At 35.4% G+C, this 19,497-nt stretch carries 16 protein-coding genes and 1 tRNA gene; 8 read left to right on the forward strand and 9 right to left on the reverse strand.

What is annotated here, in order from left to right; genetic code table 11:
* Nucleotides 1-43: 43 nt before the first annotated feature.
* Nucleotides 44-1,699 (forward strand): serine hydrolase domain-containing protein, encoded by a 1,656-nt coding sequence (locus tag J2W95_RS14660; protein ID WP_310008333.1) that lies wholly within the window; start codon nt 44-46, stop codon nt 1,697-1,699.
* A 181-nt stretch (nt 1,700-1,880) separates the two neighbouring features.
* Nucleotides 1,881-3,335 (forward strand): NAD(P)/FAD-dependent oxidoreductase, encoded by a 1,455-nt coding sequence (locus tag J2W95_RS14665; RefSeq protein WP_310008335.1) that lies wholly within the window; start codon nt 1,881-1,883, stop codon nt 3,333-3,335.
* Nucleotides 3,336-3,406: 71 nt separating this feature from the next.
* On the opposite strand, the gene J2W95_RS14670 is transcribed toward J2W95_RS14665, so the two are convergent.
* Both J2W95_RS14670 and J2W95_RS14675 read right to left on the reverse strand, forming a co-directional pair.
* Nucleotides 3,407-3,484 (reverse strand) — tRNA-Val (locus J2W95_RS14670).
* Nucleotides 3,485-3,756: 272 nt separating this feature from the next.
* Complete coding sequence (locus J2W95_RS14675) at nt 3,757-5,007, reverse strand: glycosyltransferase (protein WP_310008337.1); 1,251 nt, start codon at nt 5,005-5,007, stop codon at nt 3,757-3,759.
* A 110-nt stretch (nt 5,008-5,117) separates the two neighbouring features.
* Here J2W95_RS14675 and J2W95_RS14680 point away from each other — a divergent pair, with 110 nt between their 5' ends.
* Complete coding sequence (locus J2W95_RS14680) at nt 5,118-5,699, forward strand: MiaE family protein (protein ID WP_310008339.1); 582 nt, start codon at nt 5,118-5,120, stop codon at nt 5,697-5,699.
* Between the two features lie 244 nt (nt 5,700-5,943).
* Nucleotides 5,944-8,748, forward strand: coding sequence for an AsmA family protein (locus tag J2W95_RS14685; protein ID WP_310008341.1), 2,805 nt, complete (start codon nt 5,944-5,946; stop codon nt 8,746-8,748).
* Nucleotides 8,749-8,850: 102 nt separating this feature from the next.
* Here the strand turns inward: J2W95_RS14685 and J2W95_RS14690 are convergent, their stop codons facing one another.
* Both J2W95_RS14690 and J2W95_RS14695 read right to left on the reverse strand, forming a co-directional pair.
* Nucleotides 8,851-9,549, reverse strand: coding sequence for a hypothetical protein (locus J2W95_RS14690; protein ID WP_310008342.1), 699 nt, complete (start codon nt 9,547-9,549; stop codon nt 8,851-8,853).
* A gap of 215 nt (nt 9,550-9,764) precedes the next feature.
* Nucleotides 9,765-11,000, reverse strand: a complete 1,236-nt coding sequence (locus J2W95_RS14695; RefSeq protein ID WP_310008344.1) for a bifunctional folylpolyglutamate synthase/dihydrofolate synthase — start codon at nt 10,998-11,000, stop codon at nt 9,765-9,767.
* Nucleotides 11,001-11,128: 128 nt separating this feature from the next.
* Between J2W95_RS14695 and J2W95_RS14700 the strand changes: the two genes are divergently transcribed.
* Nucleotides 11,129-11,824 carry a MotA/TolQ/ExbB proton channel family protein gene (locus tag J2W95_RS14700; RefSeq protein ID WP_310008346.1) on the forward strand — a complete coding sequence of 232 codons (696 nt, stop codon included), beginning with the start codon at nt 11,129-11,131 and terminating at the stop codon, nt 11,822-11,824.
* A gap of 3 nt (nt 11,825-11,827) precedes the next feature.
* Nucleotides 11,828-12,223 carry an ExbD/TolR family protein gene (locus J2W95_RS14705; RefSeq protein WP_310008348.1) on the forward strand — a complete coding sequence of 132 codons (396 nt, stop codon included), beginning with the start codon at nt 11,828-11,830 and terminating at the stop codon, nt 12,221-12,223.
* Nucleotides 12,224-12,393: 170 nt separating this feature from the next.
* On the opposite strand, the gene J2W95_RS14710 is transcribed toward J2W95_RS14705, so the two are convergent.
* The 4 genes from J2W95_RS14710 to J2W95_RS14725 form a co-directional block, all read right to left on the reverse strand.
* A complete protein-coding gene (locus tag J2W95_RS14710; RefSeq protein ID WP_310008350.1) occupies nt 12,394-13,305 on the reverse strand; it encodes an energy transducer TonB in 912 nt (303 codons plus the stop codon).
* Nucleotides 13,306-13,478: 173 nt separating this feature from the next.
* Nucleotides 13,479-14,705 carry a Glu/Leu/Phe/Val dehydrogenase dimerization domain-containing protein gene (locus tag J2W95_RS14715; protein WP_310008352.1) on the reverse strand — a complete coding sequence of 409 codons (1,227 nt, stop codon included), beginning with the start codon at nt 14,703-14,705 and terminating at the stop codon, nt 13,479-13,481.
* A gap of 260 nt (nt 14,706-14,965) precedes the next feature.
* Nucleotides 14,966-15,541, reverse strand: a complete 576-nt coding sequence (locus J2W95_RS14720; RefSeq protein ID WP_310008354.1) for a chalcone isomerase family protein — start codon at nt 15,539-15,541, stop codon at nt 14,966-14,968.
* A gap of 171 nt (nt 15,542-15,712) precedes the next feature.
* On the reverse strand, nt 15,713-16,780 hold the full coding sequence (locus J2W95_RS14725) for an anhydro-N-acetylmuramic acid kinase (protein ID WP_310008356.1): 1,068 nt from the start codon (nt 16,778-16,780) through the stop codon (nt 15,713-15,715).
* A 96-nt stretch (nt 16,781-16,876) separates the two neighbouring features.
* On the opposite strand from J2W95_RS14725, the gene J2W95_RS14730 reads away from it, so the two are divergent.
* Nucleotides 16,877-18,016: an acyl-CoA dehydrogenase family protein gene (locus J2W95_RS14730; protein ID WP_310008358.1), complete on the forward strand. Its 1,140-nt coding sequence runs from the start codon at nt 16,877-16,879 to the stop codon at nt 18,014-18,016.
* A gap of 137 nt (nt 18,017-18,153) precedes the next feature.
* Nucleotides 18,154-18,792, forward strand: coding sequence for a hypothetical protein (locus J2W95_RS14735; RefSeq protein WP_310008360.1), 639 nt, complete (start codon nt 18,154-18,156; stop codon nt 18,790-18,792).
* A 3-nt stretch (nt 18,793-18,795) separates the two neighbouring features.
* Here the strand turns inward: J2W95_RS14735 and J2W95_RS14740 are convergent, their stop codons facing one another.
* Nucleotides 18,796-19,365, reverse strand: a complete 570-nt coding sequence (locus J2W95_RS14740) for a GNAT family acetyltransferase (protein ID WP_310008362.1) — start codon at nt 19,363-19,365, stop codon at nt 18,796-18,798.
* Nucleotides 19,366-19,497: the final 132 nt, after the last annotated feature.

Here is a 19,497-nt window from a genome sequence, read left to right on the forward strand (position 1 = left end):
TAACAGCCGCCTAAAATAATTCGACAAAAAAACTTCAAAACAAATGAAACACATTACAATCTTAATCTTGATTAGCAATTTCATTTGTTTTTTCTCATTTGGACAAATCAAAGATATTGTTCAAACCGACGGAATAAAAAACCAAATTCATAAAGATAATATCGGTAAGGTGACTTTTATGAATGGAAATATTCCTTTGGAACAATACAAGGAGTCAGACTTTTTGACAACATTTGAATTAAAGCAAGAATCTAATTTGAACATTCGAGTTTTTATGGACAACTCGATTACAAATTATATGCACCGACTTGCCCCTGAACTTACTGCTGACGAACTCAATTTAAAAGGGAATTATCAATTTTCATTTTTTCTAGACAATAACCTCATTTACAAAGAGAATATCCATCACGGTTGCGGATTAAGGAAAAGTACAACTACTACATTTCGAGTTCCATTTACAGATACTGCAGGCGGTGATTGGTGGTCAATTTATTTATTCGACAGATTTAAAAACAATGGTGGTGATAAAGCATTAACCAATGGAACGCATAAACTAACAGTAGAATTGCGACCGTATGTAAAATTGAATGAAAATAGTGAAGCAATTGTTGGAGATTTAATCGCGTCAGGCAAGCTTGATTTAATAATTAATACTCCTGAAATAACAGCAAAACAAATAGAGATTCAGCCTATTGGAACTAACAGCGGTTTTGAAATATCATATTCGGAATATGATAAAAAGAAGATTGAAGAACTTAATAAAAGCATTGCCGAAAATTCATTCAAAGCAATTACAAGCATAGTTGTTATAAAAGATGGCGAACTTTTGTTGGAAGAATATTTTAACAATGCAGATAGAAATACATTACACGACACCCGTTCAGTCGGAAAATCGTTTACATCAGCATTGATGGGAATTGCGATAAAAGACGGATATATAAAATCTGAGAATCAAACCTTAAACTCTTTCTACGATCTGACTAAGTTTTCAAATTACAGTTCTAAAAAAGATAATGTAAAGTTGAAAGATTTATTGACAATGAGTTCGGCATTTGATGGTTCAGATCAAAATAGCGATTCGCCAGGAAATGAAGATAATATGTACCCAACCGAAAATTGGGTGAAGTTTGCATTAGACTTGCCCATGGACAGTATTAAATCAAATGGCAAACAATGGGATTATTTTACGGCAGGGGTAGTTTTATTGGGTGATATTTTAAATAAATCCGTGCCAAACGGGTTAGAAGAATACGCAGATAAAAAGTTATTTAAGCCATTAAATATTGATAAATACCAATGGCAATACACTCCACAAAAAGTGGTTAATACGGCAGGTGGTTTACAAATGACTTCGTTAGAATTTGCAAAAATTGGACAACTGTACAAAAACAATGGGCGATGGAAAGGACAACAAATTTTGCCAGCTGAATGGGTGAACAAAACATTTACAAGGCAAATCCAGATTCCTGAAAGAGTGAATGAGTTTTACGGTTACTTATTTTGGAACAAAACGTATACGGTAAACGGGAAAGATTATGAGACTTTTTATTGCGCTGGAAATGGCGGGAGCAAAATATTTATTTTTAAAGACTTGCCTTTAACGATTGTTATTACGGCAAAGGCTTTCAACAGACCCTACGGGCATCCGCAAGTGGATAAAATGATGGAAGAATATATTTTGCCTGCAATAATAAAATAATCAAGCTATAGGTGGTGCGACAAAAAACTTCTCGAGAAATTGAGAAGTTTTTTTTGTTTTTACGAAGTTATTGATGAATCATCTTTTTAGGATTTGAAAAATGTAAATTTATTTCAAGAGAAGCCCCTGCAATACTGCGAATCTTTTGTTTTAAATTTGCACCACTGTAAATAAAAAGGAAGTGGGAAAAGTGAAAAATGAAGAAGCTAGCTGGACGATTTGTCTGGAATGTCAGGGACGAGGCAAAAAAGGCCAAAGACTTAGCAAGAAAGTGCGTCTTCGTTACCAAGCAGCACTTGATCAATTTGAAAAAACGAATGAAGGTAAAGTACCAGTTCGTCCCAAGCCACACCTAAATCCTTGCTTGAACTGTTCTGGATCTGGTTTGGTTCATGCTGCCAGTCCACCTATTGCTGATAAAGAAAACTTGCCACATGTTGCGATTATTGGTGCAGGTATTGGCGGAGTTGCTCTAGCTGTAGCCTGTTTGCACCGAGGAATTCCTTTTACTCTTTTCGAACGTGATAACAACTTCGAAGCTCGATCTCAGGGCTACGGACTCACTTTGCAGCAAGCCAGTAAAGCAATCGCAGGATTGGGTATTTTTTCGCTAGAGGAGGGGGTGATTTCAACAAGACATTTGGTTCATACTACAGAAGGAAAAGTGATCGGAGAATGGGGTGTCAGAAAATGGATTCCGTCAGAGGCGAAAACATTTTCCAAACGTTCCAATGTGCATATCGCAAGGCAATCTTTGCGTTTAGCACTACTGAAGCAACTCGGCGGACATGATATGGTACAGTGGGGACATCAGTTAATAGATTTTACTACAAGTGAAGAAGGTAGTGTTGATTTAAACTTTCAAGTAAACGCAGAGTTGAAGAGCTTCAAGGCAGATCTTGTGGTTGGAGCCGATGGTATTCGCAGTTCGGTGCGGAGGTTACTGATTGGTGAAGATACTACCCCTTTGCGTTACCTAGGTTGTATTGTGATATTGGGGATTTGTCCTATGAGTGCACTCGAAGGAATAGATAGTTCTCTACTAGACTCGGCTACAGTATTTCAAACGGCCAATGGCAATGAGCGAATCTATATAATGCCTTTTACATTAGATTCTGTGATGTGGCAACTTAGTTTTCCAATGGACGAAGATGAGGCTAAGAAGTTAAGTGCTCAAGGAAATCAAGCACTTAAGGAGGAAGCGTGTCGCAGAACGCAGTGGCACGATCCTATTCCTCAAATTTTAGCGGCAACTCAAGAAACGCAGATTTCGGGTTATCCCGTATATGATCGAGAATTACTCAAATCAGAATTGTTAGCGAAAGCAGGAAAAGTGACTCTGATCGGAGATGCAGCTCATCCAATGAGTCCATTCAAAGGACAGGGAGCAAATCAAGCACTACTGGATGCTCTTGCTCTTGCTCGCGGAATATCAAAGGGATGCCGACCTTTATCTCAGTGGAGAAAATCTGGATTGAGGGAAAGCGTTTTGACTGAATTTGAATCAGAAATGTTAAAACGCTCTGCCATCAAAGTGAAAGATTCTGCAGAAGCCGCAGAGTTTCTGCATTCCGATATTGTGCTTCACGAGGGTGATGAGCCGAGAGGGCGATGTATTAAGAAAAAAGAACTATAAAGATTGATAAGTATTTTTTTAAACATAAAAAAAACCTCCAAAATCAAATGACTTTGGAGGTTTCTAAATTATGGTGGGCGATGAGGGGTTCGAACCCCCGACCCCCTCGGTGTAAACGAGGTGCTCTGAACCAGCTGAGCTAATCGCCCTTTCGGGTTGCAATGTCTTGCGTTATTGCGAGTGCAAATATAGGCTAGTTTTTCGCTTATGCAAAACATTTCGAAAGAATTTTTGCTTTTTATTTTATAAAAATATTCAGTTTACTGGTATTTAGTGTTTTAAAAAGTAAAAAAAAGGCAATAAAAAACAAGTTTAATTCTTAATTGATGGAATAAGATACAAGGTTACTAAGATTCTTAGTTGATAAAATCAACAAAAACCCGTTTGATCAGTATAATCGGTGGGTGATTGGGCTACTGGATTAATCTTTTTTGCTGTTTTTGGCTTCAATCCAGCGTGACATATATTTGGTACTAGTTAAAGTATGATGTTGTAACAAAGCTCCAAAGAAATTATCCAAACGATGTTGAGGTAAATTGGAACGCAAAATCTGAATTTTGGAAGCAAAATCATTTTCAAACTGTTCTTTCGAATAACGTTCATTAATAATTGAAATTCCGTTTTGTTGTGCCAATATCCAAACTTTTTTGTCTTGGTACAATTGCATGGCAGAATTTGTAAATTCGGTGACATCATCAGTTACAAATCCATTCCAAGGCAAATTTCCCTGCATGGATTCAGCGCCAATAGTGGTTGTGATGCTCGGCGTTCCACATTGCATGGCTTCGATCAGTTTTCCTTTTATACCTGCGCCAAAACGCAATGGAGCCAAAACAATTCTTGCGTTTTGCACTACTTCATTGGCGTCAATCGCACGTCCTTTGATATGAAAACCTTCTTTAGGTTGGTGTAGTTGTAGTACTTTTTGGGAAGGATATGCGCCATAAACATGAAGGTTTGCATCGGGTAATTGCTTTCTTAGTAAAGGCCAAATGGTTTCTTTCAGATACTGAACGGCATTCCAATTGGGTTCGTGAAGAAAGTTGCCTATAAAAATAAAATCATTTCTTTCCTCAAATGAAGGAAGCTTTTCAAAAGTCTTCTCTGAAATTGGTTCTAATAAAAACGGCAAATAATACAGCAGTTTATCGTCTATTTTAAAAGTCGTTTTTAATAATTCCATTTCAAACTCGGAAATCATTAGTGATAAGTCGCATCTCAAAATACTGGCGATTTCCCTTTTGGCAACTTCTTCTTTTAAAGTGTCAGTAATTGTGAAATTACGATGCTCCTTGAATGCTTTTTGTCTTGCCAATCGCAGACAATGTAAATCCTCGGTGTCTAATACTCGTAAGGCATCGGGGCAATTTTCGGCAACGCGCCAGCCAAATTGCTCTTCAATCATAAATCGGTCAAACAAAACAACAGCAGGATTCAGCTCTTTGACAAAAGTATCAAAGCTGGAACAATTTAAGGCAATTGATTCTTTTTTCACATTCAATGGTGCCAGATCGACCATAAAATCACTATCCATAGCTGGACTTGCAAACGTAATGGCGTACCCTTGTTGCTGAAATTGAGTAATGAGTTGCAACATTCTGCCACCTGCAGCCGAAGAATTGGGTTCGGGCCATACAAAACCAATGATTAAAAGCGTTTGAATTTGAGTCATGTTAATTAAGATAATGGTGCAAAATAATACAATTTAGGTGGTTAAAGCATCATTTTAAAAGGAAAATCAACAGGAAAACACTAATTTTGCAGTACTAAAAATTACCTGTTATGCTTGGATTAAAATTAGTTACGGACCCACGTTGGGTAAATATTGTAGAAACCAACATTGAAGAAATATTGACCGACCACGCTTGGTGTGAACAAAAAGCGGCTTCGAATGCTATTAGTTTGATTACGTACAATTCGGAGTTGGAAGAACTGGTAACGGAGTTATTGGTTATTGCAAAAGAAGAATTGGATCACTTACAATTGGTACACAATTTAATAAAAAGCAGAGGATTGACTTTGGGCAGGGAACGAAAAGATCATTATGTGAATGAACTTTTTAAATTCATGAAAAAAGACGGTAGTCGTAAAGATGCTTTGGTGGATCGATTGTTGTTTTCGGCAATGATTGAAGCTAGAAGTTGTGAGCGATTCAAGGTATTGTCTGAGAATATAAAAGACCCGGAATTGGCCAAATTTTATAGAGATCTTATGATTTCAGAAGCGGGTCATTATACAACTTTCCTTGGCTTTGCAAGAAAATATGTAGACAGTTTTGATGTAGATAAGCGTTGGCAAGAATGGATTGAGTTTGAAACCTCAATTATTGTAAACTATGGTAAAAACGAAACAGTCCACGGATAAAATAACCATTGAACGATACATTTTGTAATTGTATTTGATTATTGTTATTTTTCTTTTTTTGGATGGTGGAAAAAAGCAGAATGTTTCCTTTTAGCCCCGATTACTTCACTGTACTTTTATTTTCATCGGAGTTCAGTGAACTTAGTTTACAGTGGAAATCTTCCCGTTTTTTTAGGGAGATTGCAACGGAAAGCAGGACTATATTTCCAAAAAGAACAAATTTTTCTGCTCCAAAATCAATTAATTGAACTTAGATTTTAAGTTCTCATTTATTATTTTATACCAATCACAAATGGCGGTTACCAGTTATAAATCTATATTTTTCAAAATAATAAAATATACAGGAATTACCCTTGTGGTTTTATTAGCGCTGATGTTTATCACACCTTTAGTTTTTTCGGATAAAATAAAGGAACAGGTAAAGAAGACAGCCAATGAAAAATTAAACGGCGAGCTGAATTATTCGGAAGCCAAAGTTTCTTTTTTTAGCCACTTTCCTTCATTGACCTTGACTTTGAGTGATTTTAAACTCAACGGTTCGGCTCCTTTTCAAAATGAAAAATTCATTACTGCAGATGAGGTTGCTTTTGGAATTAATTTGAGTAGTCTCGTTTTTGGAAAAACAATCAAAGTCGATCAAATTTTCCTTTCCAATTCTTTGATTAATGTTAAAGTAAACAAAAAAGGGGAGGCCAATTATAATGTATATATTGCCGAGAAGGAGACCACTCCAAAAGAAGAATCGGAAACGGGGTTAAAGCTTGAAGAAATTGAAATCACAAACAGTAAACTTATATATGACGATCAATCTGCGAATATTCACGTCGATGCTTTTGGGTTTAATTATTTAGGAAATGGAGATTTTAGCAAGGCGATATTTGCTTTGCATTCGAAGGCAAAAATCGAAAAGTTAAATGTGATTTATGAAAATGAACCTTACTTGATGAATAAAAAAGTGGACGGGGATTTGATTACCAAAATAAACACCAATTCGCTTTCTTTTGTTTTTGAACAAAACGATCTTTTCATTAATAAACTGTTGGTCGATTTTACCGGAAAATTTGATTTTTTAAAGGATGGATATGATATTGATTTTAAAATAAAATCAAACAAAAGCAATTTGAATGACCTTTTTACTGCTTTTCCGCCTAAATACGTTACTTGGCTAAAAGACACCGAATTAAAAGGAAATGTAGATTTATTGCTGACACTTAAAGGGAAATATATTGCAGCTCAAAATCTAGGACCTGATTTAAATCTGAATTTTAAAGTAAAAGGCGGATTTGTAAATTATAAAAAAAGTGCTTTTCCGGTTTCCAACTTAAATATGGATATTGCTGCAAAAGTGCCTTCTTTGAATCCAGAACTTTTAGAGTTGGATGCTAAAAATGTGTCCTTAAATATTGGAAAAAATTATCTTAAAACGCAATTGAAAGTGAATGGGATGACTACCCCAGACATTGATTTGGTTTTGAAATCTCAAATTGATTTGGAGAAATTAAATCGCGCATTTGGGGTTTCGGATATAGAATTGAAGGGGATGCTAGTGAGTGATTTTAAAGCCAAAGGAAAATACGATCAAAAGAAAAGACTTTTTCCAAATGCAAATGGAACGTTGAACTTGAAAAACGGATTTGTAAAAACTCCATATTATCCAAACCCAATAACCGATATCAATGTTGTTTCCAAAGTAAGCAATCAGAAAGGGACTTATGATGGTCTTTCGGTAATGTTGAAACCAGCTGGTTTTACTTTTGAAGGGGAACCTTTTTTAGTGGAAGCTGATTTGAAAAATTTTGATGATTTGAATTATGATATCAAAGCCAAAGGAACTTTGAATATCAGTAAAATTTACAAGGTGTTTTCTCAAAAAGGATTGGATGTAGATGGTTTTGTCAAAGCGGATTTGGAATTGAAAGGGATTCAAAGCTATGCCCAAAAAGGCGATTACAGTAAATTACATAACAAAGGAACTCTCGAGCTTCGAAATATAAATGTTACTACAGAGTACTTGCCAAAATCATTTTTGATTAAAGAAGGAATATTCAGGTTCAATCAGGATAAAATGTCTTTTAATACCTTTTTGGCTTCCTATGGTGAATCTGATTTTAAACTGAATGGCTATTTGCAGAATGTATTTAATTTTATGTCTTCCAAAAATGGAGTTTTAAGAGGTTCGTTTACCTTAAATTCAAAATACCTCAATATTGATGAATTTATGTCCAGTACATCGACAGCTCCAGTTGTAACAACAACTGCTGTACCAGGTAGTACAGCACAACCTACAGTGCAAGAAAAAGGAGTGATTCTGATTCCTTCGAATCTTGATTTGCAATTTTATGCCACAGCTCACAAAATCAATTATCAGGGACTTATACTACAAGATGGAAAAGGAGCAGTGAAAATAAAAGACGGAAAAATGCTGATGCAGAATACCGGATTTAATTTGATTGGTTGCAATGTTGCTATGAATGCCGCCTATCAGGGATTCACTCCTAAAAAAGCAGTCTTTGAGTATGAAATCAAAGCCTCGGAGTTTGATATAAAAAGAGCGTACAAAGAAGTGAAGATGTTCAAAGAAATGGCAAGCGCAGCTGAAAATGCAGAGGGAATTGTCTCGTTGGATTACAAAATAAAAGGTAGGCTGAATCAACAAATGATGCCAGTTTATCCTTCTTTAATAGGTGGAGGCGTACTGTCTATAAAAGATGTAAAAGTAAAAGGAATGAAAATGTTTACTGCTGTGAGTAAAACAACGGATCATGAGGAGATTAAGAATCCGGAATTGTCCAAAGTGGATATCAAATCAACAGTAAAAAACAATATTATTACCATTGAACGTTTTAAATTTAAATTTGCAGGTTTCAGACCAAGAATTGAAGGAACATCAAGCTTGGATGGTAAATTAAATATCAAAATGAGATTAGGATTGCCTCCATTGGGAATTATTGGAGTTCCGTTGACAGTTACTGGAACTAAGGATAATCCAAAAGTGAAAGTGGGTAAAAAAGGAGAGGAAATAGAGGAAACTCAAGATACTGAGGAGTGATTTTCAAAAAGCGAGGGTTGTTCCTGTCGCTAGATTTGAATATAAAAACACAGTACAAATTGCGCTTTATGACATTGTCAGCGCAGTTTGTACTGTTTGTTTTTATTTGGAAGCCTCCGGTAGATTGTGGTAAATAAAATCTCCGTGAACGCCAGTGAAACCTAAATTTAGTTGGTCAAAAAAAGCTTTATTGTCGGCTTCTTTAGGCCAGGCAGCTTTTATTAATTCATCCTGTTTTAGGTTTGATTTTTCTATGTCGCCAAAAGAATTATAAAAAACAGCTTCCATAAAATCCCTGCTGTCAGCACCCCAAGCGTGACGAAACGGATAGTAGCCCTGGATGTAAGGATCTTTCAGAGTAATTTTCTCGTTGTACTCTTTCATGCCTTTTCTTTTTCCGGTCATTGACATTTGTGATTTTCGGATGTAAACAATCATAGGTTCTTTTGATGTGGCTTTGAATTCTTTCATACCTATTGTCTCAATGGAGGCGTAAATTTCGTCTGAGTGCAACGGAACATAATAGCTTTTTTGTTTGTCAAAAAAAGTGGTTCTTGCTTTTTCATCGGGCCAGGCTTTTTTTGCAAGATCATCAGAGATGGTTTGTGCTTTTTCTATGTCTTCCCAGGTTCTATAGACACTTACCATAATGACTTCTGTACTGTTTCCGGTGTAATAATGGGTCAGAATTTCCGAGCCGATTATCAAATTATTTTTGCTCGTTACTTTGTCAAAGTACTCTTGTTCCGTTGCCTTCCAGTCTTTACCGTCAGTGTCTAAATTTCTGTGTAGGGTTGTCATCGTAATAAATACAGGTTTGGGGGGATCTTGAGCGAGGATATCCAAGCTTAGAAGGAATGTTAAAATTAACATTCCCAACGAAAAAACAGTTCTCCTTTTCATAATAAATTAAATATTAAATGATTAATTAACAAAAAACACACATAAAGTTAGTTAATTGTAAATCAAGTAATTATGAAAATTTAATTTATTTCAAGAGAAAATATAAGAATTATTTAAACCTCTTTATTTATCGGCAATTCAGCCACTACAAAGGTGCTTCCGCCAACATAGATAAAATCTTCTTTTGTAGAATTATTCTGAGCAGCTTCATAGGCTTCTGTTACGGAGTGGTAGGTAGTACCGATTAGTGAAAACTGTTGCGCTTTTTCCTGTAATAAAGAAGCGTCCAAGCCTCTTGGAATATTCGGTTTGCAAAAATAATACGTTGCGTTTTTTGGGAATAGAGGCAATACTTCACCAAGCTCTTTGTCGTTGACAACTCCTAACACAATGTGCAAGTGATTGAAAGTTTCTTTTTGTATTTGTTTCAAAACAATTTCGAGGCCGTTTTTGTTGTGTGCTGTATCGCAAATCACTTTTGGGTTTTCACCTAGTTGTTGCCATCTTCCCAATAATCCGGTGTTTTTGACAACATGCAGCAATCCCGATTTTATGTTTTCGTCACTTACTTTAAAATTGGTTTGTTCATTTAAAATTTTAAAGGTTTGCATAACGGTCTTTTTATTGTGTTCTTGATAATCACCAATTAAATCGGAAGGATATGTTTCCCGCATTAAATTGGATGCAAAATAGATTTCGGCTTTATTAGCTTCAGCTTTCGTCAAAAATACGGGCTGGGTTTCAGGAGTGTATTCTCCAATGATTACTGGGATTCCAGGTTTGATTATTCCCGCTTTTTCAGTTGCGATAGATTCTAAGGTATTGCCCAAAAATTGTACGTGATCAATACCAATATTAGTTATTACAGAAACTAGTGGTGTGATAATATTCGTGGCGTCGAGTCTTCCGCCCAATCCCACTTCGATAATGGCAATATCGACTTTTTCTTTTGCAAAATAATCAAAGGCCAATCCAACAGTCATTTCGAAGAAACTCATGTCATTAGCTTCAAAAAAGGATTTATGTTGCTCGATGAATTCACAAACAAAGGCTTCGGAGATTTCAATGCCATTAATCTTGATTCGTTCCCGAAAATCTTTCAGATGAGGTGAAGTATATAGTCCCACTTTATAGTCCGCTTCTTGGAGAATAGAAGCCAGCATATGAGAAGTCGAACCTTTACCATTGGTGCCAGCAACGTGAATGCATTTTATATTTTTATGGGGATTATCAAGATGATCCGCGAGTAAAATGACATTGGTCAGGTCTTCTTTATAAGCCGAAGCTCCCTTCAATTGATACATTGGAAGTTGATTAAACATCCAGTTTGTGGTTTCTTGATAGTTCATTATTTTTTGATAAAATAGTTGTGAATTGAAATAATTTTCGCTTTTTTTAGTTTAATATTACAGTTGAATTATTTTATACAAAATTGAAATAATTTTTAGAATTAATGATTATAAACCCAGAATAATATATGTTTAGTTTCATACAATTACAAGCTGATACTCTTGCCAATGCTGCGTCCAATGTTGTTATCGAAAAAATAGCACCCAATACCGAAATCTCCGTTTTAGGCTTTATTCTAAAAGGAGGGTTTTTTTTAATCCCTATCGCAATCTTATTATTTTATACTTTTTATGTGATTATAGAAAGGTATTTGTACATCCATAAAGTTTCAAAAGTGGATCCACTTTTGATGCGTGATGTAAGAGATCACCTGACTGCAGGCAATTTTGATTTGGCTCGTTCCATTACGGAGAGAACAAATACTGCTTCCGGAAATGTGATTAAAGAAGGTATCTTATTAATAGGACGTCCAATTGCAGAGATTGAATCGAATATGGACCGTGCCGCCGATATCGAAATTGCCGAAATGGAACAACACTTAGGACAATTAGGGCTTATTGCTGGTATTGCTCCAACGCTAGGATTCATCGGAACGATTTCGGGGGTAATCAAGATTTTTTATAGCATCTCGGTAACCGAAAATATTAGTATTGGTAATATTTCGGGAGGTTTGTATGAAAAAATGATCAGTAGTGGTTCGGGATTAATCGTGGGAATTATCGCTTACAGCGCTTACCACTTGCTGAATGGAAAGATTGATAATTATGCTTTGAAAGTACAAAAGCAAATATTGGAATTCGTAAATATTATTCAAAAAGCATAAGTCATGTCTATCAAAAGAAAAAGAAGATTTCATGCAGAAGTCGCCACTTCATCCTTGAGTGACATCATGTTTTTTTTGTTGCTGTTTTTCTTGATTATCTCTACTTTGGCGAATCCAAATGTCATCAAAATGACGCTGCCAAAAGCCAAGTCCAACGAAAAAACAAACAAACAATACATTAGTCTGTCGGTTACTGAAGACAAGAAATTCTATATCGACAAGGAAGCAGTTGCTTATGAAGAGCTGGAAGCCACTTTAATGTCAAAAATAGACAATCAAAAAGACCAAACGGTTATTGTTAGGATTCCTTTTAATCTGCAAGTGCAGGATTTGGTCGATGTGTTGCAAATAGGAGTAAAGAACAACTTAAAATTCGTAATCGCCACGAGTCCGAAGTAAATTCGAAAAATCAGTTGGGCGTGACCACAATAAAAAAATGGGCTACTTTAGATTATCTAGAGTCGCCCATTTTTTTATTGTGGTCGGGCTATCCGCGCTACTTCGGGAGATTGAAACGGATAGCGGGACAAAAGTTGATGAAAAGCAAAAAAATAGTGCTCCTAATTATTTTAATTCAAATTGAAATTATAAACAATCTTTCCAACTTGTTTTTCGGGAGCGTCACTGCTAGCGTCCCATTTGGTGTTCATGGCCGCAATTCGAGCTTGATCTAGTAAGCATTTTGCTGTATTGGTTGTGCCTTTTATTCCCGCAGTTGCGTTGATGGTGTTTCCGTTTCGATCTACAGAAACTTCTACGACTACTTTGCCAGATTCGTTGCAAGTGTATTTTGGAGCGGGTTTGGAGAGTGCTTTTCTATTGCCAAGCGAATAGCCAGAACCGCCGCCGGTGCCTCCACCAGAGCCACTGCCACTACCAGGGCCGTAACCGCTTCCGTTGCCAATTCCAGTCCCAGTTCCGTTTCCACCTCCCGTGCCACCACCGGAACCTCCCGTTCCATAATAGCCAGTTGCGGCTAAGCTTCCGTTGGATTTTCCTTTGTTGCCTGATGTTTTATCATCCCCGTCGCCGCCTTTGTTGGAGCCTTTTAGAATGCTTGCCAAGGCGTCGTTGGTAGAATTGGAAACTTTTGGTTTAACGACTTCGGGTTTTATTTCGGGTTTGACAACGACTTCCGTTTTTTTAGGTTTCTCTTTTTGTGGAATAGTTACGCTTTCTTCGGTTGCATTTTCTTGTGATAAAATAGCTTCGTCGGGAGTGCTTTTAGCTGGGGCTTGTTTTGCTTGGTTTTGTACATTCAAAACCTCGCTTTTTGTATTTTTTCCTGATCCCAAATCGCTGTCGCCAAAGTTTAAGGTTACACCTCCACCACCACCTCCGCCATCAGCGAGTGCTACATTGTTTTCCGGATTATATGGTGGCCAAAAACGGATGAAAAATAACAGCAACAATAAGGATGCGTAGATGAGTATGGATAGGACTAATGATTTCTTTTGGTCGTTGGAAAGAGTAGAACTCATTGTGGAATTGAATTAAAAAAGTGTACTTATAAAAACGTTGAAAAGTACTAAAAATTGTCAAGAATAAAAAACGACTGGAGTGTTAAACCAAGAATAGGCAATAAAAAAAACACGGATTAAACAGTTTTAAAGCCGTTCGATCCGTGTTGGAGATTTTGAATTAAAATATTTTGTTATGTCAATTGCTTTAAGGCAATCTCAAATGCTGTAGCACTAATGTTTGTTTTAGAGTTGTTTAAATCATAAGCTTTTGTAATGGCTTTTTTGATCGTTTCCGAAGTGTCGTTAAAAATGGCTTCGTCAGTCATTTGTACTTTCTTTTCCATGAAATAAGCAAAAACTCTTGCCATACCGCAATTTGAAATGAAGTCAGGAATCAAGCTTACTTTATGATCTACTTCTTCCATGATTGAACCAAAGAAAATTTCTTTATCAGCAAAAGGAACGTTGGCTCCACATGAAATTACTTCCAATCCATTGGCGATTAAGCTGTCAATTTGACTTTGGGCCACCAATCTAGAAGCAGCGCATGGGGTAAATATTTCAGCACCAATTGTCCAGATTTTTTGGTTGATTTCTCCAAAAGGTATCATGTTGTCGGCTACCAATTTATTTCCGTCTTTGTCAAGGAATAATGTTTTTATTTCTTCAAAAGTAAAACCTTCTTCGTTGATTAATCCACCGTCTCTGTCAATGATACCAATAATTTTGGCTCCCATTTCGGCTAAATAAAATGCTGCAGCCGAACCTACGTTTCCAAAACCTTGTACAATGGCTTTCTTTCCTTTTACAGAACCACCATAAATATCATAGAAATGACGTACCGCTTCGGCAACACCATAACCGGTAATCATATCGGCAATTGTATATTTTCTGGTTACATCTGGTGAGAATCTTGGGTTTTCGATTACCTTAATTACACCTTGACGTAATTGTCCAATTCTATTGATTTTATCAGCTTCGGTAGGTTTGAAGTGTCCGTTAAATACACCTTCTTGCGGATGCCAAACACCACATTCTTCGGTCATCGGAATTACTTCGTGAATTTCGTCTACGTTCAAATCTCCACCTGTTCCGTAATAACTTTTTAATAATGGGGAAACCGCTTTATACCAACGTTGCAAAACGCCTTTTTTGCGAGGATCGTTCGGATCAAAATTGATTCCAGATTTAGCACCACCAATCGCTGGTCCAGAAACCGAAAATTTCACTTCCATGGTTTTTGCCAATGACAAAACCTCATTCATATCGAGTCCTTTTCTCATACGTGTTCCACCACCCGCAGCACCGCCACGAAGAGAGTTAATCACAGTCCAACCTTCAGCTTCGGTTTCAGAATCTTTCCAGTTAAAAATGATTTCAGGAGTTTTATTTTCGAATTTCTTTAATAAATCTTTCATATTATTGTGATATATTTATTTTCGACAAATATATAAAAGGTTTTATGAGAAATATGTATTTGCCTTAAAATTTTTTGCCTTCGAATTTTATCAAAAAAAAAGTGCTTTTATATCGTCGATAGATACAAAAGCACTTCTATATTTTAGACTTCTTTTAGAAGAAAATGAGCAGAAAAGTATTGGTATTTGCAGCCAATATTAAATCATGTTCATTTGTAAATATTGCATTTAAAGTTTTTTAAAACAATAAATATTGATTATTAGATTCCTAATAAACTATTTTTTAATTCTTCGTCTACTGGATTGTCACCCAGCCAAATACCGAAAAATACTTTTTTGAAATCAAATCCAGGAACTTTCCCTTTAAGAGTTCCATTTTTTATAACCCAAACAGAACTGTCAGTTGGGTTGTATGTTAATTCAAAAACATCTCCTTTTGTGATTTCTTCAGACAAGTAACTTTTTAACAATTCCATTTTTGGTTTAAAAGTAATGAAATTTGTTCCTGCAGATTTTTCAAATCCAGTATTTAATGCTCTTGTTAATTTACCAGAAGAAACTAATGCAGAAGTAATTTCTATACGAATAGACATTTCTAAATTATCATTAATGATTTCTTTTGGGTTCTGTGATAAGTGGCTCAAATATAAAGCTTGAATATATACTTCGACCCACATTTTTGATCTAGATCCTGCGCCATTCAGTTGCAAAGTTTTGTTTTCAAATTTCATTGTTCGAGGGATAGTTACCCCTTCGAATACGATTTGTTTTTGAGCATTTGCCTCAGTGAACAATGCAGAAATAACTAGCGTTATAATCAATAATATTTTTTTCACAATTATATAAATTTATAGTTCTGGACAAAAATAATGCATAATTATTGTAAATTTAATTTTTTAAAGCCTTTATTTTGCTAAATGTGCATATTATTACGTTGTAGTTAATTATTTCTTGTAAAACCACAACGCTCTAGTAAATAATCACTTACATTAAATGTTAAAAAGTTTTTAGCAGTCATAAATTATTCCGGAACTATGGTCGTATTTTGCACCTGTTACGCTCTGAAGCGCATTAACTTCTTTCCGCATTTTTAGAACGCCTAATAACGCAAAAATTAAAGCTTCTTTGAATTCCAGAATTTTTTTCGACGGTATGATGACATCCATTTCTGGCATATGAAATTGAACTCTTTCGATCAGGAAATCATTATAAGCTCCTCCTCCAGTAGTTAGCATATTTCCTTTTTTCTTTGGCAAAGCCAATGCTATTTGGATGGCTATATGTTCAGTATAGGTTCGCAATTTGTCTTCAATGGAGATTGTATAACCTTCTATTATAGGCAAAATGACTTCTTTTACAAATTCAAAACCCAATGATTTTGGATGCTTTTTTTGATAAAAATCTAATTTGTTCAATTCATTTAATAAATCAATGTTGCAATTGCCACTTCGGGAAATTTGCCCTTTGTCATCATAGTCTAGTCCCAATTGATTGGCATAAAAATTAAGAACCGTATTTACAGCCGAAATGTCAAAAGCGATTCTATTGTAATTTTCTTCAAAAGATACATTTGAAAAACCGCCAAGATTCATACAATAATTATAATCAGAAAAAAGTATCCGATCCCCGATGGGAACCAGCGGAGCACCTTGTCCTCCCAATTGAACATCTTGAACTCTAAAATCGCAAACTACTTTTTGTTTTATCAGTTTTGCAATTTCTGGTAAATTTCCAATTTGTAGTGTAAAGCCATTTTGAGGCTGATGCAAAATAGTGTGCCCATGAGAACAAACTGCATCCAAATTTACTAGAGCATGTTTTTTTATGAAATCAGCAATGATGGATGCCAACAACTGAGTGTAGTTTTTGTTTAATTCCAATAGTTGGTTTTCACTATAATCTACAGCTGTTTTTAAGACTGAAATCCAGTTTGAATCGTAAGAAATGGTTTCACATTCAAGTATTTCGAATGCCCATTTGCTGTCTTTTATTTGGAATTGAATATGAGCCAAATCGACTCCATCTAGCGAAGTTCCTGACATCACTCCGATAACGTTATAGTAATCTTTTTTCATAGGCCAAATTTACGATTCAAAATTGAAAATTTCATAATTAAAAAGTACCTTTGGCCATATTTTTAAAACAAAAACCAATTTTTATTTTACATTATTATGGATTTTAATCTAACCGAAGAACAATTAATGATTCAGCAAGCAGCGCGAGATTTTGCTCAAACTGAATTGTTAGAAGGAGTAATAGAAAGAGACGAACACTCCAAATTTCCTACAGAACAAGTCAAAAAAATGGCTGAACTTGGATTTCTGGGAATGATGGTTGATCCAAAATATGGTGGTTCTGGTTTGGATAGTGTTTCTTATGTTTTGGCTATCACTGAAATAGCTAAAATTGATGCTTCGGCAGCTGTTATTATGTCTGTGAATAATTCATTGGTTTGTGCAGGATTAGAGAAATACTGTAATGAAGAACAAAAGATGAAATATTTGGTTCCACTTGCCAAAGGAGAGGTGATTGGAGCATTTTGTTTATCTGAGCCAGAAGCGGGTTCTGATGCGACATCTCAAAAAACTACTGCGATTGATAAAGGAGACCATTATTTATTGAATGGAACCAAAAATTGGATTACCAATGGTGCTTCTGCTTCAACATATATTGTGATTGCCCAAACGGATATTGAAAAAGGACATAAAGGAATCAATGCTTTTATAGTTGAAAAAGGTTGGGCTGGATTTGATATTGGTCCAAAAGAAAAGAAAATGGGTATTCGTGGTTCTGATACACATTCTTTAATGTTTAACGATGTGAAAGTGCCAAAGGAAAATAGAATTGGAGCCGATGGTTTTGGATTCAATTTCGCTATGTCAGTTTTAAACGGTGGACGTATTGGTATAGCTTCACAAGCTTTGGGAATTGCAACTGGTGCTTACGAATTGGCTTTGAAATATTCTCAAGAGCGTAAAGCTTTTGGAAAAGAAATTTTCAAGCATCAAGCAATAGCCTTCAAATTGGCTGATATGGCGACACAAATTTCGGCAGCGAGATTATTGTGTTTTAATGCAGCTTTCCAAAAAGATGCCGGAATGGATATTTCACAATCAGGTGCAATGGCTAAATTGTTTGCTTCTCAAACTGCTATGGACACTACTATCGAAGCCGTACAAATTCACGGTGGAAACGGTTATGTTGCCGAGTATCATGTAGAACGTATGATGCGTGATGCCAAAATCACCCAAATTTATGAAGGAACTTCAGAAATTCAACGTATTGTAATTTCAAGAACCTTAATTGCATAATTAATTTTTTCACTCAATATATAAATCCAAACTTTAATTCCGAGTTTGGATTTTTTATTTAATGACATGTTTTTGAAAGACACTTTGTTTAATTTTGCTGGAATTGGCAACAACTTAAAATTTTAAATTTCCAAAAAATGAATCCCTTTAAAAACATAACAGCTGGGTTTTTAGTGAGCTTTGTGGGATCGTTGCCTCTTGGATATTTGAATATTGTCGGCGTGGAGGTTTTTTCGAAATTCGGAATGAATTCCCTGGTTTCTTTTTTGGTCGGAGTGATTATTGCGCAGACTGTAGTGGTTTATTTTACTGTGATTTTTGCCAACCAATTAGTAAATAATAAGAAATTAATGAAAGGTATTGATTTCTTCGCCGTACTCTTTCTGTTGCTTTTGGCGTATCTGTTTTATGCCCATTCAGACCAAACTGTTGAAGACCATAATTATTTGGAAGAGTATGTTCGCTATTCTCCCTTTTTAATTGGAATTGTATTGTGTGGATTAAATTTTCTTCAAATACCATTTTGGATGGCTTGGAATTTATATCTAATGAATGCCAATCATATATCATTGCATCGTAAACTAAAATTCCATTATATTTTTGGAACATTAATGGGGACTTTTTGGGGAATGTTCGTAGCAATATTAGCGTTGGATTCTTTATCTCAGAATACGTTTTCTTTTTCAAAATACATAATGCCTATATTTATTCCGATGTTTTTTGTGGTTTTGGCTTTCTTCCAGACTTTTAAAGTCTACAAAAAATATATTAGATAAGATTTACAAAGACGGTTGATTCATGTCGTAAGCTAAAATGAAATAATTGTTGTTGTTGAATTGAAAATCTCCAATAACCGACCATTTTAACTTTTCAATATGTGCTTTTTGTGAAGGTAAATTGGTTTTGTTGATGAAAGTAATGCTTACTGGGAATTTTTTTAAAAGATGAATACGCATAAAGTCGAAAAAAGGATTAATCAAACCTTTTCCTCTGTATTTTTTATCAATGCAAATAGGGCCGTACTGAAAAGTATTGGAGTCAGTCATCTTAAAGTCTTCAAACGAAAGACCTGGCAGCATAGGAGTCATGTGATTAAAAATAGCCCACTGACTGAAATATTCCCAACTTGCCGCAAAAATATAGGCAATAATTTTTTGATTGTCCTTGGCAATAAACAAACCTTCTTGACGAATCACTTCTTGGAGTTGCTCAACAGTGAAAGGAGTAGTTACAAATCCAGAGGCTTTTTCTTCTTCGGTCATATTGGATACCAGATAAAGGCTCTGTAATTCCAATACGCCTTCGATATCTGTGTTTTTTGCTACTTCAAATTGGATATTTTCAATCATAGTTATGTATTCTGGTTTTTATTTTTTTGCAAAAATAAGTAAAATTAAACTCTAAAGTTTTTCTTTGAATTTATAAAGTGGTATTGAGTTTTTTAAAGAATGAGTTTCTTTAAAATTTAGCATTAATAAAAA

Origin of the sequence: Flavobacterium granuli, from assembly GCF_031456055.1 — a bacterium.
Classification (GTDB): Bacteria; Bacteroidota; Bacteroidia; order Flavobacteriales; family Flavobacteriaceae; genus Flavobacterium; species Flavobacterium granuli_A.